The 16,985-nt window shown below is 64.7% G+C and carries 20 protein-coding genes and 1 pseudogene; 4 read left to right on the top strand and 17 right to left on the bottom strand.

The window, feature by feature from the left end; translation table 11 throughout:
• Positions 1 to 50: 50 nt before the first annotated feature.
• From ACFXKA_RS40325 to ACFXKA_RS40250, 16 genes are all read right to left on the bottom strand, one after another.
• Positions 51 to 1,913, bottom strand: a complete 1,863-nt coding sequence (locus tag ACFXKA_RS40325) for a hypothetical protein (RefSeq protein ID WP_379431495.1) — start codon at positions 1,911 to 1,913, stop codon at positions 51 to 53.
• A gap of 62 nt (positions 1,914 to 1,975) precedes the next feature.
• Positions 1,976 to 2,533 carry a hypothetical protein gene (locus tag ACFXKA_RS40320; protein WP_379431494.1) on the bottom strand — a complete coding sequence of 186 codons (558 nt, stop codon included), beginning with the start codon at positions 2,531 to 2,533 and terminating at the stop codon, positions 1,976 to 1,978.
• Entirely contained in the window at positions 2,530 to 4,758 is a 2,229-nt protein-coding gene (locus ACFXKA_RS40315) for a hypothetical protein (protein WP_379431493.1), read from the bottom strand. Before ACFXKA_RS40315 ends, ACFXKA_RS40320 begins: the two co-directional genes overlap by 4 nt.
• Positions 4,755 to 5,558 (bottom strand): hypothetical protein, encoded by an 804-nt coding sequence (locus ACFXKA_RS40310; RefSeq protein WP_379431492.1) that lies wholly within the window; start codon positions 5,556 to 5,558, stop codon positions 4,755 to 4,757. The genes ACFXKA_RS40315 and ACFXKA_RS40310 overlap by 4 nt, the downstream gene beginning before the upstream one ends.
• On the bottom strand, positions 5,555 to 6,274 hold the full coding sequence (locus ACFXKA_RS40305) for a hypothetical protein (protein ID WP_379431491.1): 720 nt from the start codon (positions 6,272 to 6,274) through the stop codon (positions 5,555 to 5,557). The genes ACFXKA_RS40310 and ACFXKA_RS40305 overlap by 4 nt, the downstream gene beginning before the upstream one ends.
• A gap of 131 nt (positions 6,275 to 6,405) precedes the next feature.
• Positions 6,406 to 7,437 (bottom strand): hypothetical protein, encoded by a 1,032-nt coding sequence (locus tag ACFXKA_RS40300; RefSeq protein ID WP_379431490.1) that lies wholly within the window; start codon positions 7,435 to 7,437, stop codon positions 6,406 to 6,408.
• A 73-nt stretch (positions 7,438 to 7,510) separates the two neighbouring features.
• Positions 7,511 to 8,383 carry a hypothetical protein gene (locus ACFXKA_RS40295; protein WP_379431489.1) on the bottom strand — a complete coding sequence of 291 codons (873 nt, stop codon included), beginning with the start codon at positions 8,381 to 8,383 and terminating at the stop codon, positions 7,511 to 7,513.
• Between the two features lie 3 nt (positions 8,384 to 8,386).
• The gene (locus tag ACFXKA_RS40290) at positions 8,387 to 9,076 is read right to left on the bottom strand and encodes a hypothetical protein (protein ID WP_379431488.1); all 690 of its coding nucleotides are present in this window, start codon (positions 9,074 to 9,076) and stop codon (positions 8,387 to 8,389) included.
• Positions 9,073 to 9,564: a hypothetical protein gene (locus ACFXKA_RS40285; protein WP_379431487.1), complete on the bottom strand. Its 492-nt coding sequence runs from the start codon at positions 9,562 to 9,564 to the stop codon at positions 9,073 to 9,075. The genes ACFXKA_RS40290 and ACFXKA_RS40285 overlap by 4 nt, the downstream gene beginning before the upstream one ends.
• Positions 9,561 to 9,827, bottom strand: a complete 267-nt coding sequence (locus tag ACFXKA_RS40280; RefSeq protein WP_379431486.1) for a hypothetical protein — start codon at positions 9,825 to 9,827, stop codon at positions 9,561 to 9,563. Before ACFXKA_RS40280 ends, ACFXKA_RS40285 begins: the two co-directional genes overlap by 4 nt.
• Entirely contained in the window at positions 9,824 to 10,285 is a 462-nt protein-coding gene (locus ACFXKA_RS40275) for an RRQRL motif-containing zinc-binding protein (protein WP_379431485.1), read from the bottom strand. Before ACFXKA_RS40275 ends, ACFXKA_RS40280 begins: the two co-directional genes overlap by 4 nt.
• Positions 10,282 to 10,641 (bottom strand): hypothetical protein, encoded by a 360-nt coding sequence (locus ACFXKA_RS40270; protein ID WP_379431484.1) that lies wholly within the window; start codon positions 10,639 to 10,641, stop codon positions 10,282 to 10,284. Before ACFXKA_RS40270 ends, ACFXKA_RS40275 begins: the two co-directional genes overlap by 4 nt.
• The gene (locus ACFXKA_RS40265; protein WP_379431483.1) at positions 10,638 to 10,955 is read right to left on the bottom strand and encodes a hypothetical protein; all 318 of its coding nucleotides are present in this window, start codon (positions 10,953 to 10,955) and stop codon (positions 10,638 to 10,640) included. Before ACFXKA_RS40265 ends, ACFXKA_RS40270 begins: the two co-directional genes overlap by 4 nt.
• Positions 10,952 to 11,104, bottom strand: a complete 153-nt coding sequence (locus ACFXKA_RS40260; RefSeq protein ID WP_379431482.1) for a hypothetical protein — start codon at positions 11,102 to 11,104, stop codon at positions 10,952 to 10,954. The genes ACFXKA_RS40265 and ACFXKA_RS40260 overlap by 4 nt, the downstream gene beginning before the upstream one ends.
• Positions 11,101 to 11,400: a hypothetical protein gene (locus tag ACFXKA_RS40255; RefSeq protein WP_379431481.1), complete on the bottom strand. Its 300-nt coding sequence runs from the start codon at positions 11,398 to 11,400 to the stop codon at positions 11,101 to 11,103. Before ACFXKA_RS40255 ends, ACFXKA_RS40260 begins: the two co-directional genes overlap by 4 nt.
• Entirely contained in the window at positions 11,400 to 11,549 is a 150-nt protein-coding gene (locus tag ACFXKA_RS40250; protein WP_379431480.1) for a hypothetical protein, read from the bottom strand. Before ACFXKA_RS40250 ends, ACFXKA_RS40255 begins: the two co-directional genes overlap by 1 nt.
• A 330-nt stretch (positions 11,550 to 11,879) precedes the next feature.
• Between ACFXKA_RS40250 and ACFXKA_RS40245 the strand changes: the two genes are divergently transcribed.
• From ACFXKA_RS40245 to ACFXKA_RS40235, 3 genes are all read left to right on the top strand, one after another.
• On the top strand, positions 11,880 to 12,242 hold the full coding sequence (locus ACFXKA_RS40245; protein WP_379431479.1) for a GntR family transcriptional regulator: 363 nt from the start codon (positions 11,880 to 11,882) through the stop codon (positions 12,240 to 12,242).
• Positions 12,243 to 12,359: 117 nt separating this feature from the next.
• Positions 12,360 to 13,856, top strand: coding sequence for a peptide deformylase (locus tag ACFXKA_RS40240; protein WP_379431478.1), 1,497 nt, complete (start codon positions 12,360 to 12,362; stop codon positions 13,854 to 13,856).
• Complete coding sequence (locus tag ACFXKA_RS40235; RefSeq protein ID WP_379431477.1) at positions 13,835 to 14,794, top strand: PfkB family carbohydrate kinase; 960 nt, start codon at positions 13,835 to 13,837, stop codon at positions 14,792 to 14,794. Before ACFXKA_RS40240 ends, ACFXKA_RS40235 begins: the two co-directional genes overlap by 22 nt.
• Positions 14,795 to 14,994: 200 nt before the next feature.
• On the opposite strand, the gene ACFXKA_RS40230 is transcribed toward ACFXKA_RS40235, so the two are convergent.
• Positions 14,995 to 15,966 carry a hypothetical protein gene (locus tag ACFXKA_RS40230; RefSeq protein ID WP_379431476.1) on the bottom strand — a complete coding sequence of 324 codons (972 nt, stop codon included), beginning with the start codon at positions 15,964 to 15,966 and terminating at the stop codon, positions 14,995 to 14,997.
• Between the two features lie 700 nt (positions 15,967 to 16,666).
• On the opposite strand from ACFXKA_RS40230, the pseudogene ACFXKA_RS40225 reads away from it, so the two are divergent.
• A pseudogene (locus tag ACFXKA_RS40225) lies at positions 16,667 to 16,792 on the top strand (IS481 family transposase); the annotation flags it as partial.
• Between the last annotated feature and the right edge of the window lie 193 nt (positions 16,793 to 16,985).

Genomic DNA, 16,985 nt, shown 5'->3' with positions numbered 1-16,985 from the left:
ACGTCGGTCGCGGTGCGGGTCCGAGGCCCTCGGCTGCAGGTGGGCGCTGGTCATCGGTCGAGTCCGTTCGGGAGTGACTGGGTCAGGACCGGTCCGGTGAAGATCGGATTCGTCAACCGCGGCCCGGTGGGCATGACGGGGATCCCGCTGCTGGTCGAGACGCTCTGCGTGGGAGAGTTTTCAGCGAATTTCCGCACCATCTCGGTGTTTTCGGTGCGCAGCTCGCCGATCTCGGCGTGCGCGGCCCGTAGTTCGGATTGCAGCTGCTCGATTTTGGCCAGCGGGGTGGTTTCGTGGGTTTCCTGCCAGGTGATCACCTTGTCGATGGCCTCGCTGCGGTGGCCGGTCACGGCATGGAGCGGTTGGGGGTCGCCGTGCCGGTGGATGTTGGCGACCACGTCGGCGTCGGCGGGCCAGCCTTTGCTGTCGTCGCCGAGTTGATCGAGAGCCCACGTGTATCCCTCGGCGAGGGTGGCGAATTCGGCGCGGTTGGCCATTTCCGGGTGTGCCCGCAGGAATTCGGCACTGCCGACGGTCACTTCGTAGCCGTGTCCCGGCTCGGTCGGCGCCGGCTCGACGCCGCCGGGGGCGGGCGGGGTGCTGTTCGGGATGTTTTCGCGGTCGATGTTCTGTGCGCGGGCATCGTCGACGAGCTGGGCGGCGACGATGTCGGTACGCCCGGCGACCTTGTACACCGGCTCGGACTGCTCCTGTCCGTCGATTCCCTTGGGGTACAGCCGGACCGCGGCGTGGCTGCCGTGGTCGGCGAGTTTCTGCTCGGCCCACAGCAGGGCTTCGGTCGGTGTCGTGAACGATTCGGAATCGATGGTCATCGGTACGCTCGGGTCGGCCGGTGCCGGATTGCTACGAACCTCGATGCGCCAAATCTTGTGCCTGTTGTCCAGATCGGCGGCGGCGCGCGCGGCGTCACCGTGCTGGACCTGCGCGGTGCGCGTCGGGTCCTGGTCCGCTGGTCCGTCCTGTCGAGCTCGGTCGGGAGGGGCCTGGTGCACTTGGTCGATGCTGAGCAGCGCGGTTTCGACCAGGGTGGCCTGGTCGGGGCCGAGGGAGCGGGCGTCGGCGAGGATCCGCGACCGCATGTGCGCGTTGTCCTCGTCGACAGACTTCATCTCCGCCAGGTGCTCACCGGCGTACTGGCGGCGGTAGTTGAGGGCGTCCCGGTAGAGGTTGATCCGCTCGGTCAGGTCCCGCAGGGTGACCTGCGGCTGTGCGGCGGTGACGTGTCCGGGTGCGGGCATCTCGACGGGCACCAGGTTGATCGGCTGGTTCGGGTCCCGGTGCAGTAGCGGGTCGGCTGGGTCCAGGCCGCGAGCACCGAGTCCGGCGCGTTCACGGCGCTGTTGATGCCAGCGCTGGACCTGCTGCTGCTCGGTCGGACTGGCCAATCCGGCACGCAGACGGGTGAATCCGTCGTGCAGCCTCGCCCGCAAGGCGTCGATGCCGCGCGGCCGATCGAACACCGCGGTGATCGGCGTGTAAGGGTCGCGGTGGGTTTGGGTGAGGGTTTGGGTGGCCTGCCCGCGTTCGGTGGCGGTCAGGTAGGTGGTGGTGTGGATGCGTTCGCGCAACCGCTCGTGGTCGACGCCCAGTTGGCGTTGGCGTTCGAACCAGATCTGTGTGGTGTCCCACGGTCGGATTGCGCTGTTGTGCAGCAGATTCCAGCGATGCTCGATGAGGCTGCGTTCGATTCGGACACGTTCCTGCGCGTGGGCGAACTCGCGTTCCTGGATGTCGGCTTTGATGAGCCGGTTGATTTCGCGGCGCACGCTGCGAGGGACGCGGGTGGCGTCGGGGTTCATCAGACGCCAGCTAGTGATGACCCGGTAGACGTTGCTGGCGAATCGGCTCGTCTCGCCGGTGATCTGGTCGACCTCGGAAGTGTTGTCGGTCATGGGCGTTGGGCTCCTCTCAATCGGGGGTTATGGGGTCGGGGAGTGCATGGGTGCGGTGGTGGTCACCAGCGGCTGCGGCGGGCGCGGTGGAGTTGCCGCAGTTCGGGGCGGCCGTGGGCGTGCCAGATGCTGTGGGCGCTCCACCCGATTCCGTAGGCGCACCAGGCGATTCCGACGACTGCGCCGGCGACGGTGAAGGCGCAGATCGCGATCACAGTGACGGTGAGGACGGTGACGGTCGGGCGCCACCAGAAGGTGAGTAGCACCCGCAGCCGCAGCGCGGTCGCGACGAGCGAATCGACGGTTTCGTCATCGACGTCGTCGGGGAGCGCAGCCACTTCGCTGGCGCCCGGGACCGCGGCCAGGTGTCTTTTCTTGCGGTCGGGCCGGTTGTTTGGGAGGGCGTCGGGGAACATGGCGTAGAGCTGACCGACGCTGGGAGTGTCGACGTCGAACCGGTCGGCTGCTGGTTGGGGTGCCTCGATGGCGCGGTCGGGTTGGGGCTGGTCGTTGTCGGGTTCGGGCTGGGGTATCAAGGTGTGGCTCTCCTCGTCGTCGGAGTCGTGGGGCTGGTCGTTGTTGTCGGGGTGGTCTTCGCCGAAGTCGCGGGCGGGACTCATGTGGGGGCTCCCTTGCCCTGGATGAGGGCAGCGCCGGCGCGGAGCCAGCGCCCGCGGCGGTCGCCGGCGCGGCCGGGAACGGGTTCCATCGGCAGCAAGGTGATGTGGTCGGGATTGAGTGGGGTGACCCGGCCCCAAATGGCGACGCCGCGGTTGACGTAGACGCAGTCCCCGGGTTCCAAGCGCCGCAACAGGTTCGGGTCGATCAGTAGCGCGTCCTGCATCCGGACCTGACCTTCGTCACCGTGGCGGTCCTTAAGGGTGTGCCGGGAGGGTTCGAGGGCGCGGCGGGTGCCATAGAGGGTGACGATCTCGTCGGGGCCTTCGAGCCCGAAGCACAGCAGCCCACCCGACCACGCCTTCATCAGCTGTTTGGCGTCGCGGTCGGTACCGGCTAGGGATTCGAACGAGTGCGCGCCGACGATGGTGGCCACACCTTGAGAGCGCAGGGCCTCGCAGGCGTCGGTGAGGCTGGCGCCTTCGGAGACGCGGGAGAATTCGTCGATGGTGAAAGTGATTTCGCATCCGTGGTCGGTGGCGGCGACCTGCTCGACGAGCTTGATCACCGCGCTGGCCTGGGAGGTGGCGACCGACTTCTGTGCGGTGCCGGGCACGGTGATGAACCAGAACCGCTTGTCCAGCAACGTGTTATCGCCGTCGAACACGCCGTCCAATTCACGGAACAGGTTGGCGAAGCGGGCCGCCTCGGCAGGCAGGACGGGTTGCTTGCCCTGGGTGGCTGCGGCGATGGCCTTCAATTCCGCCTTGTAGGGCGCGTTGTCGGGCACCGACGCGGCCCCGGTGTCCGGGTCGATCTCCCCACCCCAGGCGTGCCACAGCCACAACTCGTCGAAACGGTCCATGAACCCTTTGGAGTTGTCGGGCAGGTTCTGGCCCGGTCCCTTGCCGGCATCGGGGTCAGGGGCATCGATGATCAGGTGCACCAGCGAAATGCGCAGTTCCTCGTAGAACTTCTGCGCCGAGTCGCCGGCCTTCTCGGTCGGCGCGAGATCCTCGATGACGTGCCGCAGCGCCGCGGGCGAGAGCATCTTCCACAGGGCGAGCTTGTCGGCAGGCACCATCGCGATCTGTGAGGGATGCACCCCCGCAGCTAGTAGCCCTGCTTTGAGTTCGGCCCAGGTGACCAGGTCCTCGATGCCGCCCTTGCAGGACAGAAAGATCCCTGTCGCCCGTTTCGGCTTGATGCCCAACGCTTTCCGCGCGGCATTCGGCATGGCGGCCGCGGCCAGATACCGTTCGTGGCTGGCCACGTGCGAGGCGACCGAGAGCCGGCACAGCCCGGTCGTCTTGCCCGTTCCAGGGCCACCGAGGACACCGATGTTCTTGCGGACCGCGCTGTAGGGAATCGACAACAGGGTGTCGGTCGTCGAAACCAGCTCCTTAGCAACGGATTTGCGGTGCTGGCTGACCTGTGTGGCGCGGCGACCCAACACGATCTGACGGCGCCCGCGGCCGTGACCGGTGACGACCGTGAGTGGAGTGGCGCGGGTCGCGAGAGCGCGGGCGGCGGTGAACTTTGCGTCGATATCGTGGCGCTGTGCCCGCTCCGTCGCGGGAATATCGCGCTTGCCGACGGTGTGCAGCTGGTTGCAGCGGCGCGCCCACCACCATGTCGCGAACGCCAGCCCGACAGGCAGGCCGGTCACGCTCATGTCAAGCAGAGCGGGCAGCAGGTCGGCGTCGACGGCCAGAGCCGCGCCGTGCCCGAACAACTCCAGCGGCGACCGCAGCGAGGTCGTGACCGCGACGGTGCTGACCGGCAGGATCATCGACCCGATCGCCAGGTTGCGCAGCCGGGCCGGGTCCCACCCGTTGCGACGGGCCGCCAGGCTCGCGGCGGTGACGACCGCGCCGGTGAATCCGACCGCGACACCGGTGTCGGCCAGTACCGTGCCCAGGTCGTGCAGCCACGGTAGGTGCACACTCAGCGAGGGGTCGTGGCTGTTCATGAAGTGCAGCCAGCCCGGCTCCTGGTGCGCGGTCTCGGATGTGAGGTCGATGGCCGGGTGCTGTCCCGGTGCCGGTGTGGTGGTCGGTCCGCAGTCGCTCGCGGTGATCAGCGGATGGCATTGGGCCACGGCAGCCGAGGGCTCGGTGGTCGGTGCCGGCGTGGCGGAGGCCGCGGCCGGTCCGCAGTCGAATGGGGTGATGAGTGGTCGGCAATCGTTGTCCGACAGCGCGATGAACTGATTCAAGGGGTTCACGAAGCGTCCTCCTCTCCGAGGGTGGGTAGGTCGATGGAGCGGTCGTCGAGGACCTGCTGCAGGGGTCGTAGCCGGATGTCGGGGTGTGCGGGCACGCGGCCGGAGCCGATGAGATCGAGCACGGCACGTTCGAGGGCGTTGCCGATGCGGTCGGTCTTGTACAGGTACAGCAGCCCGTCGCCGACTGCCGCGGCCCGTTGATAGGCGCGGAACACGGTGTGGCCCAAACGTTTCCGTGAGGGCCGTTTCAGCGAAAGCTCCACCTCGACCGACAGCCATCCGCCCCGATACAGGTAGCGGCCGTCGTGCACGTGCCGGCGGGCCACCGGGCCCGGCAGACGCGGCACCAATCCGCGACGGTCGACGGCCGACACGCCGCCCGGCCGCTGCCCGGCGTCGATCGCGGCTTCGCGCAACAGTTTTCGTTCCGGCACCCACAGACCCGGTTCGAGCCCACACAGGGCGGCGCGGACGCGGGACACGGCGAGCTTGTGGACGATGTTGGTGCGGCTCGGACTCCACGCCGACACCGAATGCCCGAGCCGCTCGGCAGCGACGGCGGGCCACGGCCAGATGACGGTGACCTCCCGGTCATGGCCCTCGGGATAGATCGCGACCGATTGCGCGACTCCGAAACCGTCACGCAGCCGGGCCAGCAACTCATAGGTGCGGCTCCGTTCGGTGCCTGCGAGCAGCCCGAAGGTGGCAAGGTCCAGACACCATTGCTGACTGGCGAAGCAGGTCAACTGTTCGTCGCGCTCGGTCCACCGCAGCCGCGGATTAGGGCGTGGTCGACTCATCGATCCAGCCCCCAATCCAGCTCGGGCGCGCCGACTGGCGCGGCGTGACGGATCCGCTCGACGGTGCGTTTGGTGATGCCGAGCTCGAACGCGATCTGCCAGTTCGGCAGGCCGCGGTCACTGAGCTGCGCGACTTGGTCGCGGCGTTCGGCCTGCGCCGACGCGGCAGTCCACCGTGCCCGGACCGGGGTGGCGTCGGGCCGGTCGATGCTGTCTTCGTCCCATTCGAACGGCAACGGCCAACCATGGCGGCGTCCGTAGTCGCGGGCGCGGTTGGACGGGCCGGGGGTCAGCTGCAGCCGGTCGAACAGGTCCTTGATCGCGCGTTCCCGTTTGGCGGTGATCGATTGCCCAGTGGCGCCCGAGCTGTGGTTGGGTCGGCCGACAAGTGCGGCCATGGTGGTGTGCGCGGGATTGATGCCCAGTTCGCGGGCAAGGTGGGATTGCGGGTAGCCGTAGGCGACGAGCGCTTGGATGCGTCGCGCGGCGCCGATGATCGGCACCAGGGCATTGTCGGGAGCGACATCGCCTGGCCTGCTGGGGATTTCGATCGCGAGCACGGCCCGTTCGATCTGGGCCTGAATGCGACCCGTCGTCGGATCGGTAATGTTGCCGACGGTCGCGGCACTGATCCCGGCCAGGTCGGCGACCTGCTTGGGGCGCAGCCCGGCGGCGGTCAGCGCGGCGAGGTGGTCGCGGGCAGCATCGGCGGGCACGCGGGGTTGCCAACGGCCGTACGCGATTTGGCGGCGCCGATAACGCTTGTAGGAGGTGGCGCACATGCCGCGGCTGAAATCACCCGACTGGCCGCACCCACACCCGCACAGCGGAGACTGATTCGCAGCCGTCATCGGTCCAACCCCCAATCCAGTTCGGGCCGAACACGTTCGGGGTGGCGGATGGCCGAAGCCGCTGCCTGTCCACTGGTACCGGCGCTCTGCCCGTGGTCGTGCAGCCCTCGGAGGTAGGGGACGAGTTGGTCGGGGCTGATGGCATGGAGGTCATTGATGTCGTGGCCGGCGTCGAGGTGGTCGGAGAGGTCCTTGCCGGTGGCGGCGTAGAGGACGTCGATGTGGCCGACCGACTCGTGCAGGCGGCTGTAAACCTGTGCTGCGTGTTCGAATCCAGGTCGGTCACGGTCGGCGACGATGGCGATGTGGGCGGCTCCGCGCAGCTGCTCGGCGTGCTCGATGCGGAACTTGCCGGCCCCGCCGGCGTTGCATGTGGCGGGATATCCGGCGTCGATGGCGCGGTCGACGTCCTTCTCGCCCTCGCACACCACGATCGGGTGTCGGTTCGCGATGGCCCAGGCGACGATCGGCGCCCGATACAGCACCGGGTCGAACCCGCCCGGCACCCACATGTGTCGGTCGGCGTCCCACCGTCGCTGGCTGAAGGTCTTCCCTTCCCCCCGCTCGTAGCGCACCTTGTAGCGGATCACTCGTCCGACCGGATCGTTGGTCGCGCTGGTGTAGTCGTAGTCCGCGACCCACCGCTTGGGACCGACGACCGCCCCCAAATCGCGATCAGGTCGATGCGGTTGAGGCCGCTGTTCCCGCGAGGTCGCAGTGGTGGGTCGGTGCCGCTGGTCGCCCCGAGGCCGGTACTGTCCGGTGCGGTCGGGTAGGTGATCGAACAGGTCGCGCACGCGCAGGTTGGCCGCGGCCAGGACGTCTTCCTGTGGGCAGCGGGCGAAGCAGACCACGATGGTCTTTTCCCGCTGCGGGTCGTATTTCACACCGAGCGAGGGGTCGTGGTCGTCGTGGGCCGGACACCGGAATTTGGTCCACTCCCCCGATTTGTTGGCGGCCTCGGTGGTCACCTGCCGCAGTGCATCGACTACCCGGTCGAACGACGAGCCGTGCGAATGCTCGTTCATGCTGCGGCCCCTAGCGATTCGCCGACTCGCTGCCCCAGCCAGCCGCCGCTGAACAGGTCCGTGACGGTGTGGGTCATCTTGGCTCCGGGAAGTTCTCGAGGGTCCAGCCGCCTTTGGGGCGCTGCAGTTTCGAGACCTGCTTGCCGCGGCGCCAGTAGTTCCAGGCGGCGACGACGAGGCCGATGTAGTCGCGGTCGCTGGTTCGGGTGCGGGTGGTGCGGATGGAGTCGAGCCGCTCGCGCAGGGCGAGAATCGAAGATCCACCGTCGAGTCCAACGCCGGTGTCCCACAGTCGGATGAACTCAACTGCTGCGGCGTCGTCGATCTCCGAGAGCCGGATCGCGACCGCGCATGCCACCGCGGGGCGACACTTCAATCGCGTGGCGACGGTGGCGAATCGTTCGGCGCGAGCGACGATGTCGGGATAGGCGTCGGCGAACTCGACCACCTTGGTCGTCGACACAGGCGCGGGGTTACGGACGACGTCGCCGAAAAGGTTGCCCTCCATCCACACCAGGAACACCCGCAGAGCGGCGGCAACCATGGTGGGGTTGTGACCGGCGAGCCCGGCGATGGTGAGCTGATCGGCGGGGCTGCGTTTGGTGCCCTGGTCCATCGTGACCTGGGTTTCGCGAGGCAGGTTGCGCACGACCAACATCGGCAGCACCAGCCCGGCGGTGTGGGCCAGGGCCATCAGCCGGTGCTGGCCGTCGAGGAGTTGGCCGTCCTCGTCGAACTTGATCGATTCGCCGTTGAAGCGCCAGCGGCCGGCTGTCATGTCATCGAGGTACTGCTGGACTCGCGCGAGCCGGACCGGGCGATTGTTGGTGTTGCGCTCCAACTCACGCCGCGCCATGGCGGCGTCCATGTTCACGATCTGCGGCATGCTCAAGGCAATGGCGGGCTCGGTGTCGGACCCGGAGTTGTCAGGGTCGATCAGGTGCATGGTTTATCCCTCCCGGGACTGTTCGAATGGATTGGGCAGCCGGTCGAGCACGGCTTGCAGGGCATCGCGGGCCCGCCACAGGTCGCCGAGATGCTGCTCGGCCAACTGAGTGGCGTAGTGGTCGAAGCGGTCGTCCTCGATCAGACGGGCCAGCGTTTTGGCGTCGCTGCACAGCTTTCGGCGCGCGGTGTCGAACGACTTCGTGATCGGGGCGCGCCTGCGCGTGCGATCCGGACCTGTCGGTTCTCCGGCTTCGGCCGCGAGCTCATCGTCGTCCGAAAGCTGTCCGAGGTCGGGCTGACCAGGTTGGTAGGACTTGCCGTCCAAACCGACCACCAAGTCAGGTGATTCATTTGAATCACCTGACGAAAGCTCCCGCGAGACAGTCGGCTGGCTCAGGCCAGTGGCAGCGGCTATCGCGCGGGTGCTCATGCCGATTTCACGCAGGGAAGCAATGACTTCGGTCCGTTCTTCGCGGGGAAGTCGGATACGAGCACGGTCGAATTCGGCGGCGCAGTAGTCGTCCCAGGACCGGTAATCCAGGGCAATCCAGACTCGGGTGAGGTACGCCTGGCTGACCAGCTCCCAGAGCTGCGCGACCGTGGCATTGATGCGGTTGGTCAGCTCCCTCGCCGCCTCGACGGTGGCGATCCCTTCGGAATCGAGGTGCTCGGTGACGGATTCGTCGGTCATCGGTCGAGCCCCCGCTCCAGGTCGAGGAACTCGCCCGAACACAGCCACTGCCCTGCGACGCGGCCCGGTGTGTGCACTGTTGGCAGTGCCGACGCATCCACCCAGATCGTTCGATCCCACAGCTCGGGGTGTGCCTCTGCATGGACCTCCAGGTGCGGGACCTGCGCCGCAGGCATAGGCCGAGCTCGATCACGGGCCTGGGCTTCGACGTCGCGGACCAGCTTGACCGCATCGCGCGGGTTCACCCCGATCCCGCGGGCGAGTTGCTGAATTCGCGGCCAGTCCCGTCGAGCCAATTCCGGCATGCGATAGGACGTCGAGAGTTTCGCGACAACCAATGCATCGTGGGCCTGCTCGACGTTGAGGTCGTCGTGCCCCGGGAGCCACGAAACCCGCCAGCCGCGAGCTCCGCGCTCGGCGCTGTGTGGCAGTTCGTCGAACCACATGCGTGTGTCGGTGGCTCGGATACCGACCGAGTGTGCGTTCACCGGTCCAACCCCCGATCCTGGTCGAGGCTGATCGATTCACCGAACTCGGCCATCGCTGCGACGTGGGCGCGGAAGGCGGGATAGATGCGGTCGTGCAGGTCCTCGGAGCTATCGGCCATCCACCGCAGGCCGTAGCCGTCTCGACAGCTCGGGTGCCCCTCGCACACAGCACGGAACACCAACCGGAATCCGGCTACCGTTACGTCGATCGGAGTGACCTGCAAGCCGGTCGGGACGTCGTGCATATTGGGGTCGCCGCTCACCAGTCCAACTCCCAACCTGGTTCCGGGAATGTCGGATTGGCAACCGCCGACGCGGCTGCCGTACCGGTGGCGACCGGGTTGGAGATTTCCCAGGGTGTCCCGGATTCGAGGACGCGTTCGAAGTCGCCGCGGTCGAACCCGTGCCGTTCAAATGCCCGCAGCTGATGCTCGCGGGTGGCCTTGGCTAGCGCGGTCAACTGCGCCGGGGTCGCCTCGCGTTTTGGTGCGGCCTGGTCGACGCGAAATAGGTAGGCGGCCAAAGGTTCTCGCCCGCCTCGGCGAGGGCGAAGGACCTGTGCTGCGATCTCCTGTCCATTGGGCCGCAGGCCTTGCTGTCGCAATTGGCGCCGCGTAGCCAGGCCGTCCGGTGCAGTGCCCCAGTAGAACGTGGGCACCCCGAATCGATCTCCGGTCGCATCAGGCAAGTCCTGGCTACGAATATTCTTCGGGCCGATCATCGATCCAGCTCCCAACCGTGATCCAGCTCGGTCGGGGCCGCGCTCTTCTCGATGGCCGCAGTGGTGGTGCCGATGAGCCCGACGGCTTCATTTACGGTGAGCCCGAGCGTCTTCGCCCAGCCCGTTGCCTCCAGGCGGTCCGGCGCGACCGCCAACCGCATGCCGGCCTTGGCCTGCTCCGGGGTGAACTGGCGGCCTGGCAGTCCGGTGAACACCCACTTGCCGTCGCCCACATTCATCGCCCGGTGCGCGGTGGCCTCGGAACGCATAACCCCGTGGTCGACACTAATAAGCGGGATCGCTGGCGCGGCGGCGCGTGCCCACTCGGCCGGACCCCAGACTTTCGGCAGGTTCATCGGTCCGCTCCCTGTGTCCTGCACTCGGCGGGGAGCACCGCGACGGGTCCGGGGACCGCGCCAGGACAGACGATGACTGTGGCGGGGTCATGGCTGGGGCGGTCGAAGAGCAGCGCGCCCGCGTACAGGCCCGTCGCGAAGGTGAGTGCAAGGACGAACAGCTTCAGGCGGTGTTCCGGCGGGACGAGCAGTCCCGTGCGCAGCACCCAGCGGGAGGCGCTGAAAGCGTTGTCCTGTACAGGGTTTTCTGTCTCGTATCCGAACGGCGAGCGGTAGGTGCCGGCGGCGTATCCGTGGTATTCGGGGTGGTTCATCGCCGCATCCCCCATCGATGCGCGCGGCGCCGCCAAAGCGCCCACAGTGTGATCAGGAAGACCACGGCCAGGAAAGTGCTTGGCGCGGTGAAGAAGAACAGCGCCGCCAACACGAACAAGACGGCCAGGATCGGGAAAGGCAGCATCACCGGGCACCCCCGGCGGGCAGCTCCAAAACCGCCTCTACGGTGGGGGTGTCCGCGGACATATCGGCAATGCCTGCGCCCAGGAGTTCCTGCAGCAGGGTCGCCTGCTCCAGGGTCAGCTGCATCCCCATCTCATCGAAGGACGCAGAGGTGACCGTGACGACGATTCGCGCGATATTGCGGGCGTAGCGGACTCGGAAGGATCCGCGGACGTGGGAAGTCGCAAAGACATCGTCAACATCGGCCTGATGGCCGTATTCGTCGACGTGGGAAACGTTCGCGCCCATGAAGTCTCGCATCAGGCCACCCCTCGACCGTGGCGACGGTTCGTGCGGAAGAACTGCGACATGGCGCGAAGCTGCTGCGCTCGCCACGCCCGTTCGGTGGGAGACAACAGGTTGTCGGGGTCGACCGCGCGCTCGAAGCGCGCCAGAGTGCGGGAACGCACCGATTTACGGGGCGGTTTTGACGTGCGGAATTCCGGTGCGGCCAAACGGCCAGCTACGATGGACATGTCTCAGGGAGTCCTGTCTCTGGGAGATAGAAGATCTGCTGAAGCGGCTGGAACCGCTTTGGTGACTTGGCCCTCGGTAGTTGGCGCTATCGGGGGCTTCTGTTTGTCGGCACAGAGCCGAACCAATCTCGGATCGTCAAGAAACCATCGCTACACCTCCATCCCCAACGGACGAGCGATATATACTGCATCATACTGATATGCATCAGTATGAGCAAGGGGTGATGCACGCCGATACAGAGCGGGCGTACGTAAACTGCAGCCATGGAGAGCGCGAGCCAGGCGTTGACCGCCTACGAGCGGGTGATAGCAGCAATCAAGACCGACATCCGCAATGGCACGCTCCAGGACGACCAGAACAAGATTCCCGGGCATCGTCGACTCGCTGTCAGGTATGACGTCTCGCTCGGTACGGCCCAGAAGGCCGTGCGCCTGCTTGAAGATGAAGGCTGGCTTCTCGCACGGCCGGCGGTTGGCGTGTACGTCAATGACCCTCTGCCTGACGAAGATTCGAACGCATCGACGCAGTCCGTTCAGGATCAGCTCAGCGAACTCCGCTCTGTCACAGCCGATCTGGCGACCAGAATCGCCCGGCTGGAGCGGGCCATCGGCAGCTCCAACTCCTGATTCGAGCGTCAGCGAATCGTTCATGCGTACTAGGCAACACCCCGCGGCAGGTTCGGCGATACTGTGCGCAGCGCTCACTCAGCGGCTCAACATCACTCACAGGGGGAGGCGCATCAAGTGCCTGACGACGAGATCGCGAACTTCGTTGGCGAGTTGAAGCGGTGGCGAGAGAACCGCGGATTCTCTGCGGCGGGCCTGTCGCAGGCGATGCACTACAGCCGCTCGTATGTAACGAAGATCGAGAACTTCCAGGAGTTCCCGAGCGCCGACTTCGCGAAGCGCGCCGACGAGAAGCTCGCAGCCGGGGGAGCGATCCGCCGCGCCCACAGGGCCGCGATGCAGTCGACAGGGACACGAGCGACGACGAAAGCCAGGACTCCCCCGCCTGGCCAGCCGGCGCACGACTCCGATCTCGTCGTCGAGCTCGACGAGGCCGTACTCAGATACGACCATCTCACTGGGACATATCAAGCGTCGCAAAGGCGACGTATCAAGAATTGCGGCAGTGAACCCATCTATCGTTACTTGATCAGAATCTCGGTCGATCGCCATCCCGGATCACCCGAGCGTTCGAACGAACTTTATCGCAACAATCCGCTGACATGGGAAGAGCTCAATCTCTCAGCATATTGCGGCGACGAGCCAATGACCTGGAGAGTCCAGCATGATCGTGATGCGTTCAAAGAGCTCTGGCTCCTATTCGAAAATGATGGCTCGCACTTCCCATTATATCCGGATGAGTCCGCCGAGATTCAGTATTCATACACAGTCGGTGATGAAAAATGGGGGCAATGGTTCCAGCGGGCGATCAGACTCCCAACCGATCGAATTGTAGTACAGCTCGACTTTCCATCGGAACTGAATCCGAAAGTTTGGGGTATGGAAACGTCAATGAGCGCCGAGGCCCTTCCATTCAGGGATCCAATTCAACGCACTGTCAACGAGGACCGAATCAAATACTCATGGAGTTCAAACAATCCTCCACTACATGCACGATACCGGCTTGAATGGCGTTTCAAAAACCACCATCCGAAGGACGAAATGCCCACATCCGAAACGCTCCCTAGCGAACAAATGACTGCCCTCGGGATTATTCAGGAGGGCGATCCCATCCTGACTACGGTCGCACGTCCATTCGACCTCCCAAACGAGGCCGACGATGCCCGTAGAGTCACCGCTGAACTCCAATCTGCACTCAATAGAGTCGCAAGCGTCCACACGTTCAGTAAAGGGATGGGTATCGCCGCACCCCAGGTCGGAATACCCCGATCTGCTGCAGTCGTACGCGCACCCGACGGCACAATGGTGACCCTTCTCAACCCGATAGTGATTGACGAGTCGGTCAACATCGATATTCAGTACGAGGGGTGCCTCAGTTTCTTCGATGTACGCGGCAAGGTACCTCGACCACTCGCGATTCATGTCGAACATATAGACATCGACGGACGCACGCAGCTCACGGTGTTCCAACAGGGGCTTGCTCGGCTGGTTGCTCACGAGATCGACCACCTCAACGGTCGCCTCTACCGGTCTCGCATGCTTCCGGGCACCAGCCCCATCCCCCTCGATCAGTATCGGGGTACAGGAGAGCAATGGAAGTATCCGACCCAATGAAAGACGTTAGAGATCTACATTTCATCGTGATCGGGTCATATGTAGCGGATTGCATTGCTAACACAGCTAGTATCCCGATGTGGGACGATAACATCATTGCCGATTCCGTCCGACTTACTCCCGGCGGAAAGGGACTGAATCAAGCCATTGCCCTGGCGCGACTCGGTGCAAGAGTATCTGCGGTTGGCGTGATTGCTGAAGACCCGGCTGGACTAACAATCCTCAATACTCTGCAAGTGCACGGTATAGACACAAGTTTGATGCGGCACGATCAGAAATCCGGCACGGCGATCTGTATCTGTTTCGTGGGAGATTCGGGACAAACTGCTTTTTTGTGGAGGATCCCGGAAAGCATGGCAATCACAACCGAGGATATCCGAAAAGCTTCGGCTCAGCTGAAGAGTGCGGACGGAGTACTAATGACTCTCGAAATGCCGCTCGCCAGCGCTACAGAAGCACTCACAATCCTTCACGAGAGCAAGGCGCAGGTTGCGCTTCAACCGTTCCCCGTACCCGAAGGCACGCACTCACTCCCCTTCAAAGCCGTCGACATTGTGGTACCCAACCTGGCTGAGGCTCGAACCTTCATCCAGGAGCTCGGAAGGATGCCATCGAACGATGTCGAAACCCTTCCTCGCCAGATCCACAAAGAAACAGGGATTCCACATGTCATGGTCACCTGCGGCGAAAACGGCTCCCTCCAATTCCTAAACGGCAAACTCGACAGATTCCCCGCTCATCATGCCGACAAAGTGATCGACACAACTGGTGCCAGCGACGCATTTACGGCACACCTCGTAGCATCAATAGCGGTAGGTCTCCCAGCAGATGTAGCAGTCAACAATGCCTCGGTGGCTGCGGCGTTCGCGATTCAACGACCGGGTGGATACGACTCAATGCCGTGGATGCCATTGGGCGGCAAACCTCAGCACGCGTAGCCAGGTGCCTCTCAATCCCACACCGTGAACCCACCCGTGCCGGCATACTTGAAGCCTGGAGCCCATGTGATCGAGACATCCCGGCAGGAGCTCTACCGCAGCTCCAATGTGCCACGTAAAGAGCCCTGCCACTGATCCACGGCGGGTTAGCTTCAAGGGACCAAGCTTGGAGCCCGGCCGGGTTGACGCAGTGGGCTGATCTATGGGTTCGGTGCGCGTTCTGGACATTGCCAAGGCACTGTCCGGGGATCGGGGTGCGCTTCAGCAATCTTTCTGAAGTCGCTCGACCGTGAGACGCGGACGACGGGGGAGTCGGTGGGAATAATCACGGCGAACCCGTTGTCGCGGGACCATTTTGCGGGGACGAGAACCCACAGGTCGCGTCGCGCGACCAGCGTACGGAAGCATTGATAGCGGAACGCCGGAGGCTTGCCCGGTTGAGCCTCGACCAGAGTTTCCGCGATCAAATTACTCGGCACGTCCAAGCGTTTGTCCGTCACGACGGAGACTACCGACTCCTTAACCCAGAGGTTGTAGGCGGCAGTTTGAGCGGCATCATTGCCCAGCCTGGAAGCGAAGGAGTGCATTACGGCAAACAGCGCCAGGAGACTGACGGCGATCGCGAGGATCTGGTTCACTCGCGCGATCGGCGCCGGTGTATTCGGCGCGGTCGTTGACGCGGGCAGGATCCAATAGCCGCCAACTACCGCGAGACCACCCAATCCGAGTGCCGTAGGCGAGAACGCCCAGGAGGCGACCGTGGATCTGGGCGTGAGCCAGGGCACCATCACTCCGATGATTCCAGTGACGATCAGTACTGCTCCGAGCACGAGCACGGTTCGGCCGATGTTGCGAACGAGGCGTGGTCGCTGTCCGGTCCTGATGAGGCGACGTGCGTAGTCCCCTACCCGCACTGCTGCGAACCACCCCACCATAAGAAGCAAGAGCGGGGCATACAGCACGCTGACACTTCCCAGAACGTAGTCGCTGGAACTGAATCCAAGGGCATCGCAGTCGACGCCGAAGTAGGCAAGTTTCGTGCGGGTGTAGGTGTAGCCGAAGTAATAGCACAGAGCCGTGACGATCGTGGTCGGCGCGATAACCGCCCCGATGACACCGAGCCATCTGTGGATTCCCGCTGGCGATGTCGACGCCGCCGACTGCTCACTCATCTCACGGACCGCCGGGCGTGCCGCTAGGGGCAGGTGCGGTGCCGGGTGTGCCCTCCGGAAGAGGTAGACGAATGTCAGGTCCCGATGGCGAGGGTTTCGGTGCCGGGCTTGGCAGTACGGATTGTGATGGAACCTCGGGCGTATGCGGCGGATTAGCTGGCCGACCGCCCAGTGGACGAGTTCCGCCCGGTTCTATGGTGGGAAACTGCTGTCCGGCAGGTGTCGACGCCTCAGGCGGGGATGTCGCAATCGGCGGGGACGAGGAAACAGTCGAACCGGATGGCTGGGGCGATGTCACCTGAGGCGAGGATGTCACTGCAGGTGAAGTTGACTGGCTCGGTGATGGCTGAGAATGTTGTCCGCTGCAAGCCATGAGCACTGTCGCCGATAATGCAACCGCTGCGCCACTCGCAGCAAGCCGAGCGGCCCTCGCAGCTCCTGACGCATCGCTACTTGATGACAGCATCTGAACTCCTGATCCGACTTCTCGTGCCTGGATAGGAGACTGCCACAGGAGTGGCGTTGCTCAAGGGTAGCCGACTACTTGTTTCCAGCCTCTCTGGCGGTGGGTCACAACGGACAACCCGCGCGTCGTCGAGCCTGGTCCACGGCGATGTGAAGAAACTCGGGCGCATCCCGACCGGCGGCTGGTGGGCGCATGGGCGCGGCTCCCCGGAAGCGCTGGCAGGAATGTACTGGGATCGCACACAAACGGACCCGCCCCTACACACCCCGCGCCAACGGCAAGGTCCGCGGATACGACTCCGAAAATGCCCGCCGCGCCGCGTTGATGGACTTCCTCAACTACTACAACCACGAGCGGCCACGCCCGTGCAGGTCTCGTTCCTCGTCTTGTTCGCTCCCTCGTCTAGTTTCCTTCCGTTGAGTCTCTCCCCCGTCTTGTCCACGTTCTCTCTCACCCTGTTTGCCCCACCGACCGTCCTTCTGCACTCAACTGTCTGGCTGGCTGGTGCAGGGACACTAAATGCACCCGCAGGGGGTGTTTAGTGTCCCTGCAC

Source organism: Nocardia sp. NPDC059228 (assembly GCF_042754245.1).
GTDB lineage: Bacteria > Actinomycetota > Actinomycetes > Mycobacteriales > Mycobacteriaceae > Nocardia.
The sequence above is the reverse complement of the archived record's forward strand: the minus strand, read 5'-3'. Positions and strand labels throughout refer to the sequence as shown.

What these genes read in the sequence shown, in the direction of transcription:
- ACFXKA_RS40230 (WP_379431476.1), bottom strand. Translation starts at nt 15,966, where the DNA reads ATGAGTGAGCAGTCGGCGGCGTCGACATCGCCAGCGGGAATCCACAGA.
- ACFXKA_RS40270 (WP_379431484.1), bottom strand. Translation starts at nt 10,641, where the DNA reads ATGAACCTGCCGAAAGTCTGGGGTCCGGCCGAGTGGGCACGCGCCGCC.
- ACFXKA_RS40245 (WP_379431479.1), top strand. Translation starts at nt 11,880, where the DNA reads ATGGAGAGCGCGAGCCAGGCGTTGACCGCCTACGAGCGGGTGATAGCA.
- ACFXKA_RS40275 (WP_379431485.1), bottom strand. Translation starts at nt 10,285, where the DNA reads ATGATCGGCCCGAAGAATATTCGTAGCCAGGACTTGCCTGATGCGACC.
- ACFXKA_RS40295 (WP_379431489.1), bottom strand. Translation starts at nt 8,383, where the DNA reads ATGCACCTGATCGACCCTGACAACTCCGGGTCCGACACCGAGCCCGCC.
- ACFXKA_RS40290 (WP_379431488.1), bottom strand. Translation starts at nt 9,076, where the DNA reads ATGACCGACGAATCCGTCACCGAGCACCTCGATTCCGAAGGGATCGCC.
- ACFXKA_RS40320 (WP_379431494.1), bottom strand. Translation starts at nt 2,533, where the DNA reads ATGAGTCCCGCCCGCGACTTCGGCGAAGACCACCCCGACAACAACGAC.
- ACFXKA_RS40325 (WP_379431495.1), bottom strand. Translation starts at nt 1,913, where the DNA reads ATGACCGACAACACTTCCGAGGTCGACCAGATCACCGGCGAGACGAGC.
- ACFXKA_RS40255 (WP_379431481.1), bottom strand. Translation starts at nt 11,400, where the DNA reads ATGCGAGACTTCATGGGCGCGAACGTTTCCCACGTCGACGAATACGGC.
- ACFXKA_RS40265 (WP_379431483.1), bottom strand. Translation starts at nt 10,955, where the DNA reads ATGAACCACCCCGAATACCACGGATACGCCGCCGGCACCTACCGCTCG.
- ACFXKA_RS40310 (WP_379431492.1), bottom strand. Translation starts at nt 5,558, where the DNA reads ATGAGTCGACCACGCCCTAATCCGCGGCTGCGGTGGACCGAGCGCGAC.
- ACFXKA_RS40300 (WP_379431490.1), bottom strand. Translation starts at nt 7,437, where the DNA reads ATGAACGAGCATTCGCACGGCTCGTCGTTCGACCGGGTAGTCGATGCA.
- ACFXKA_RS40235 (WP_379431477.1), top strand. Translation starts at nt 13,835, where the DNA reads ATGGAAGTATCCGACCCAATGAAAGACGTTAGAGATCTACATTTCATC.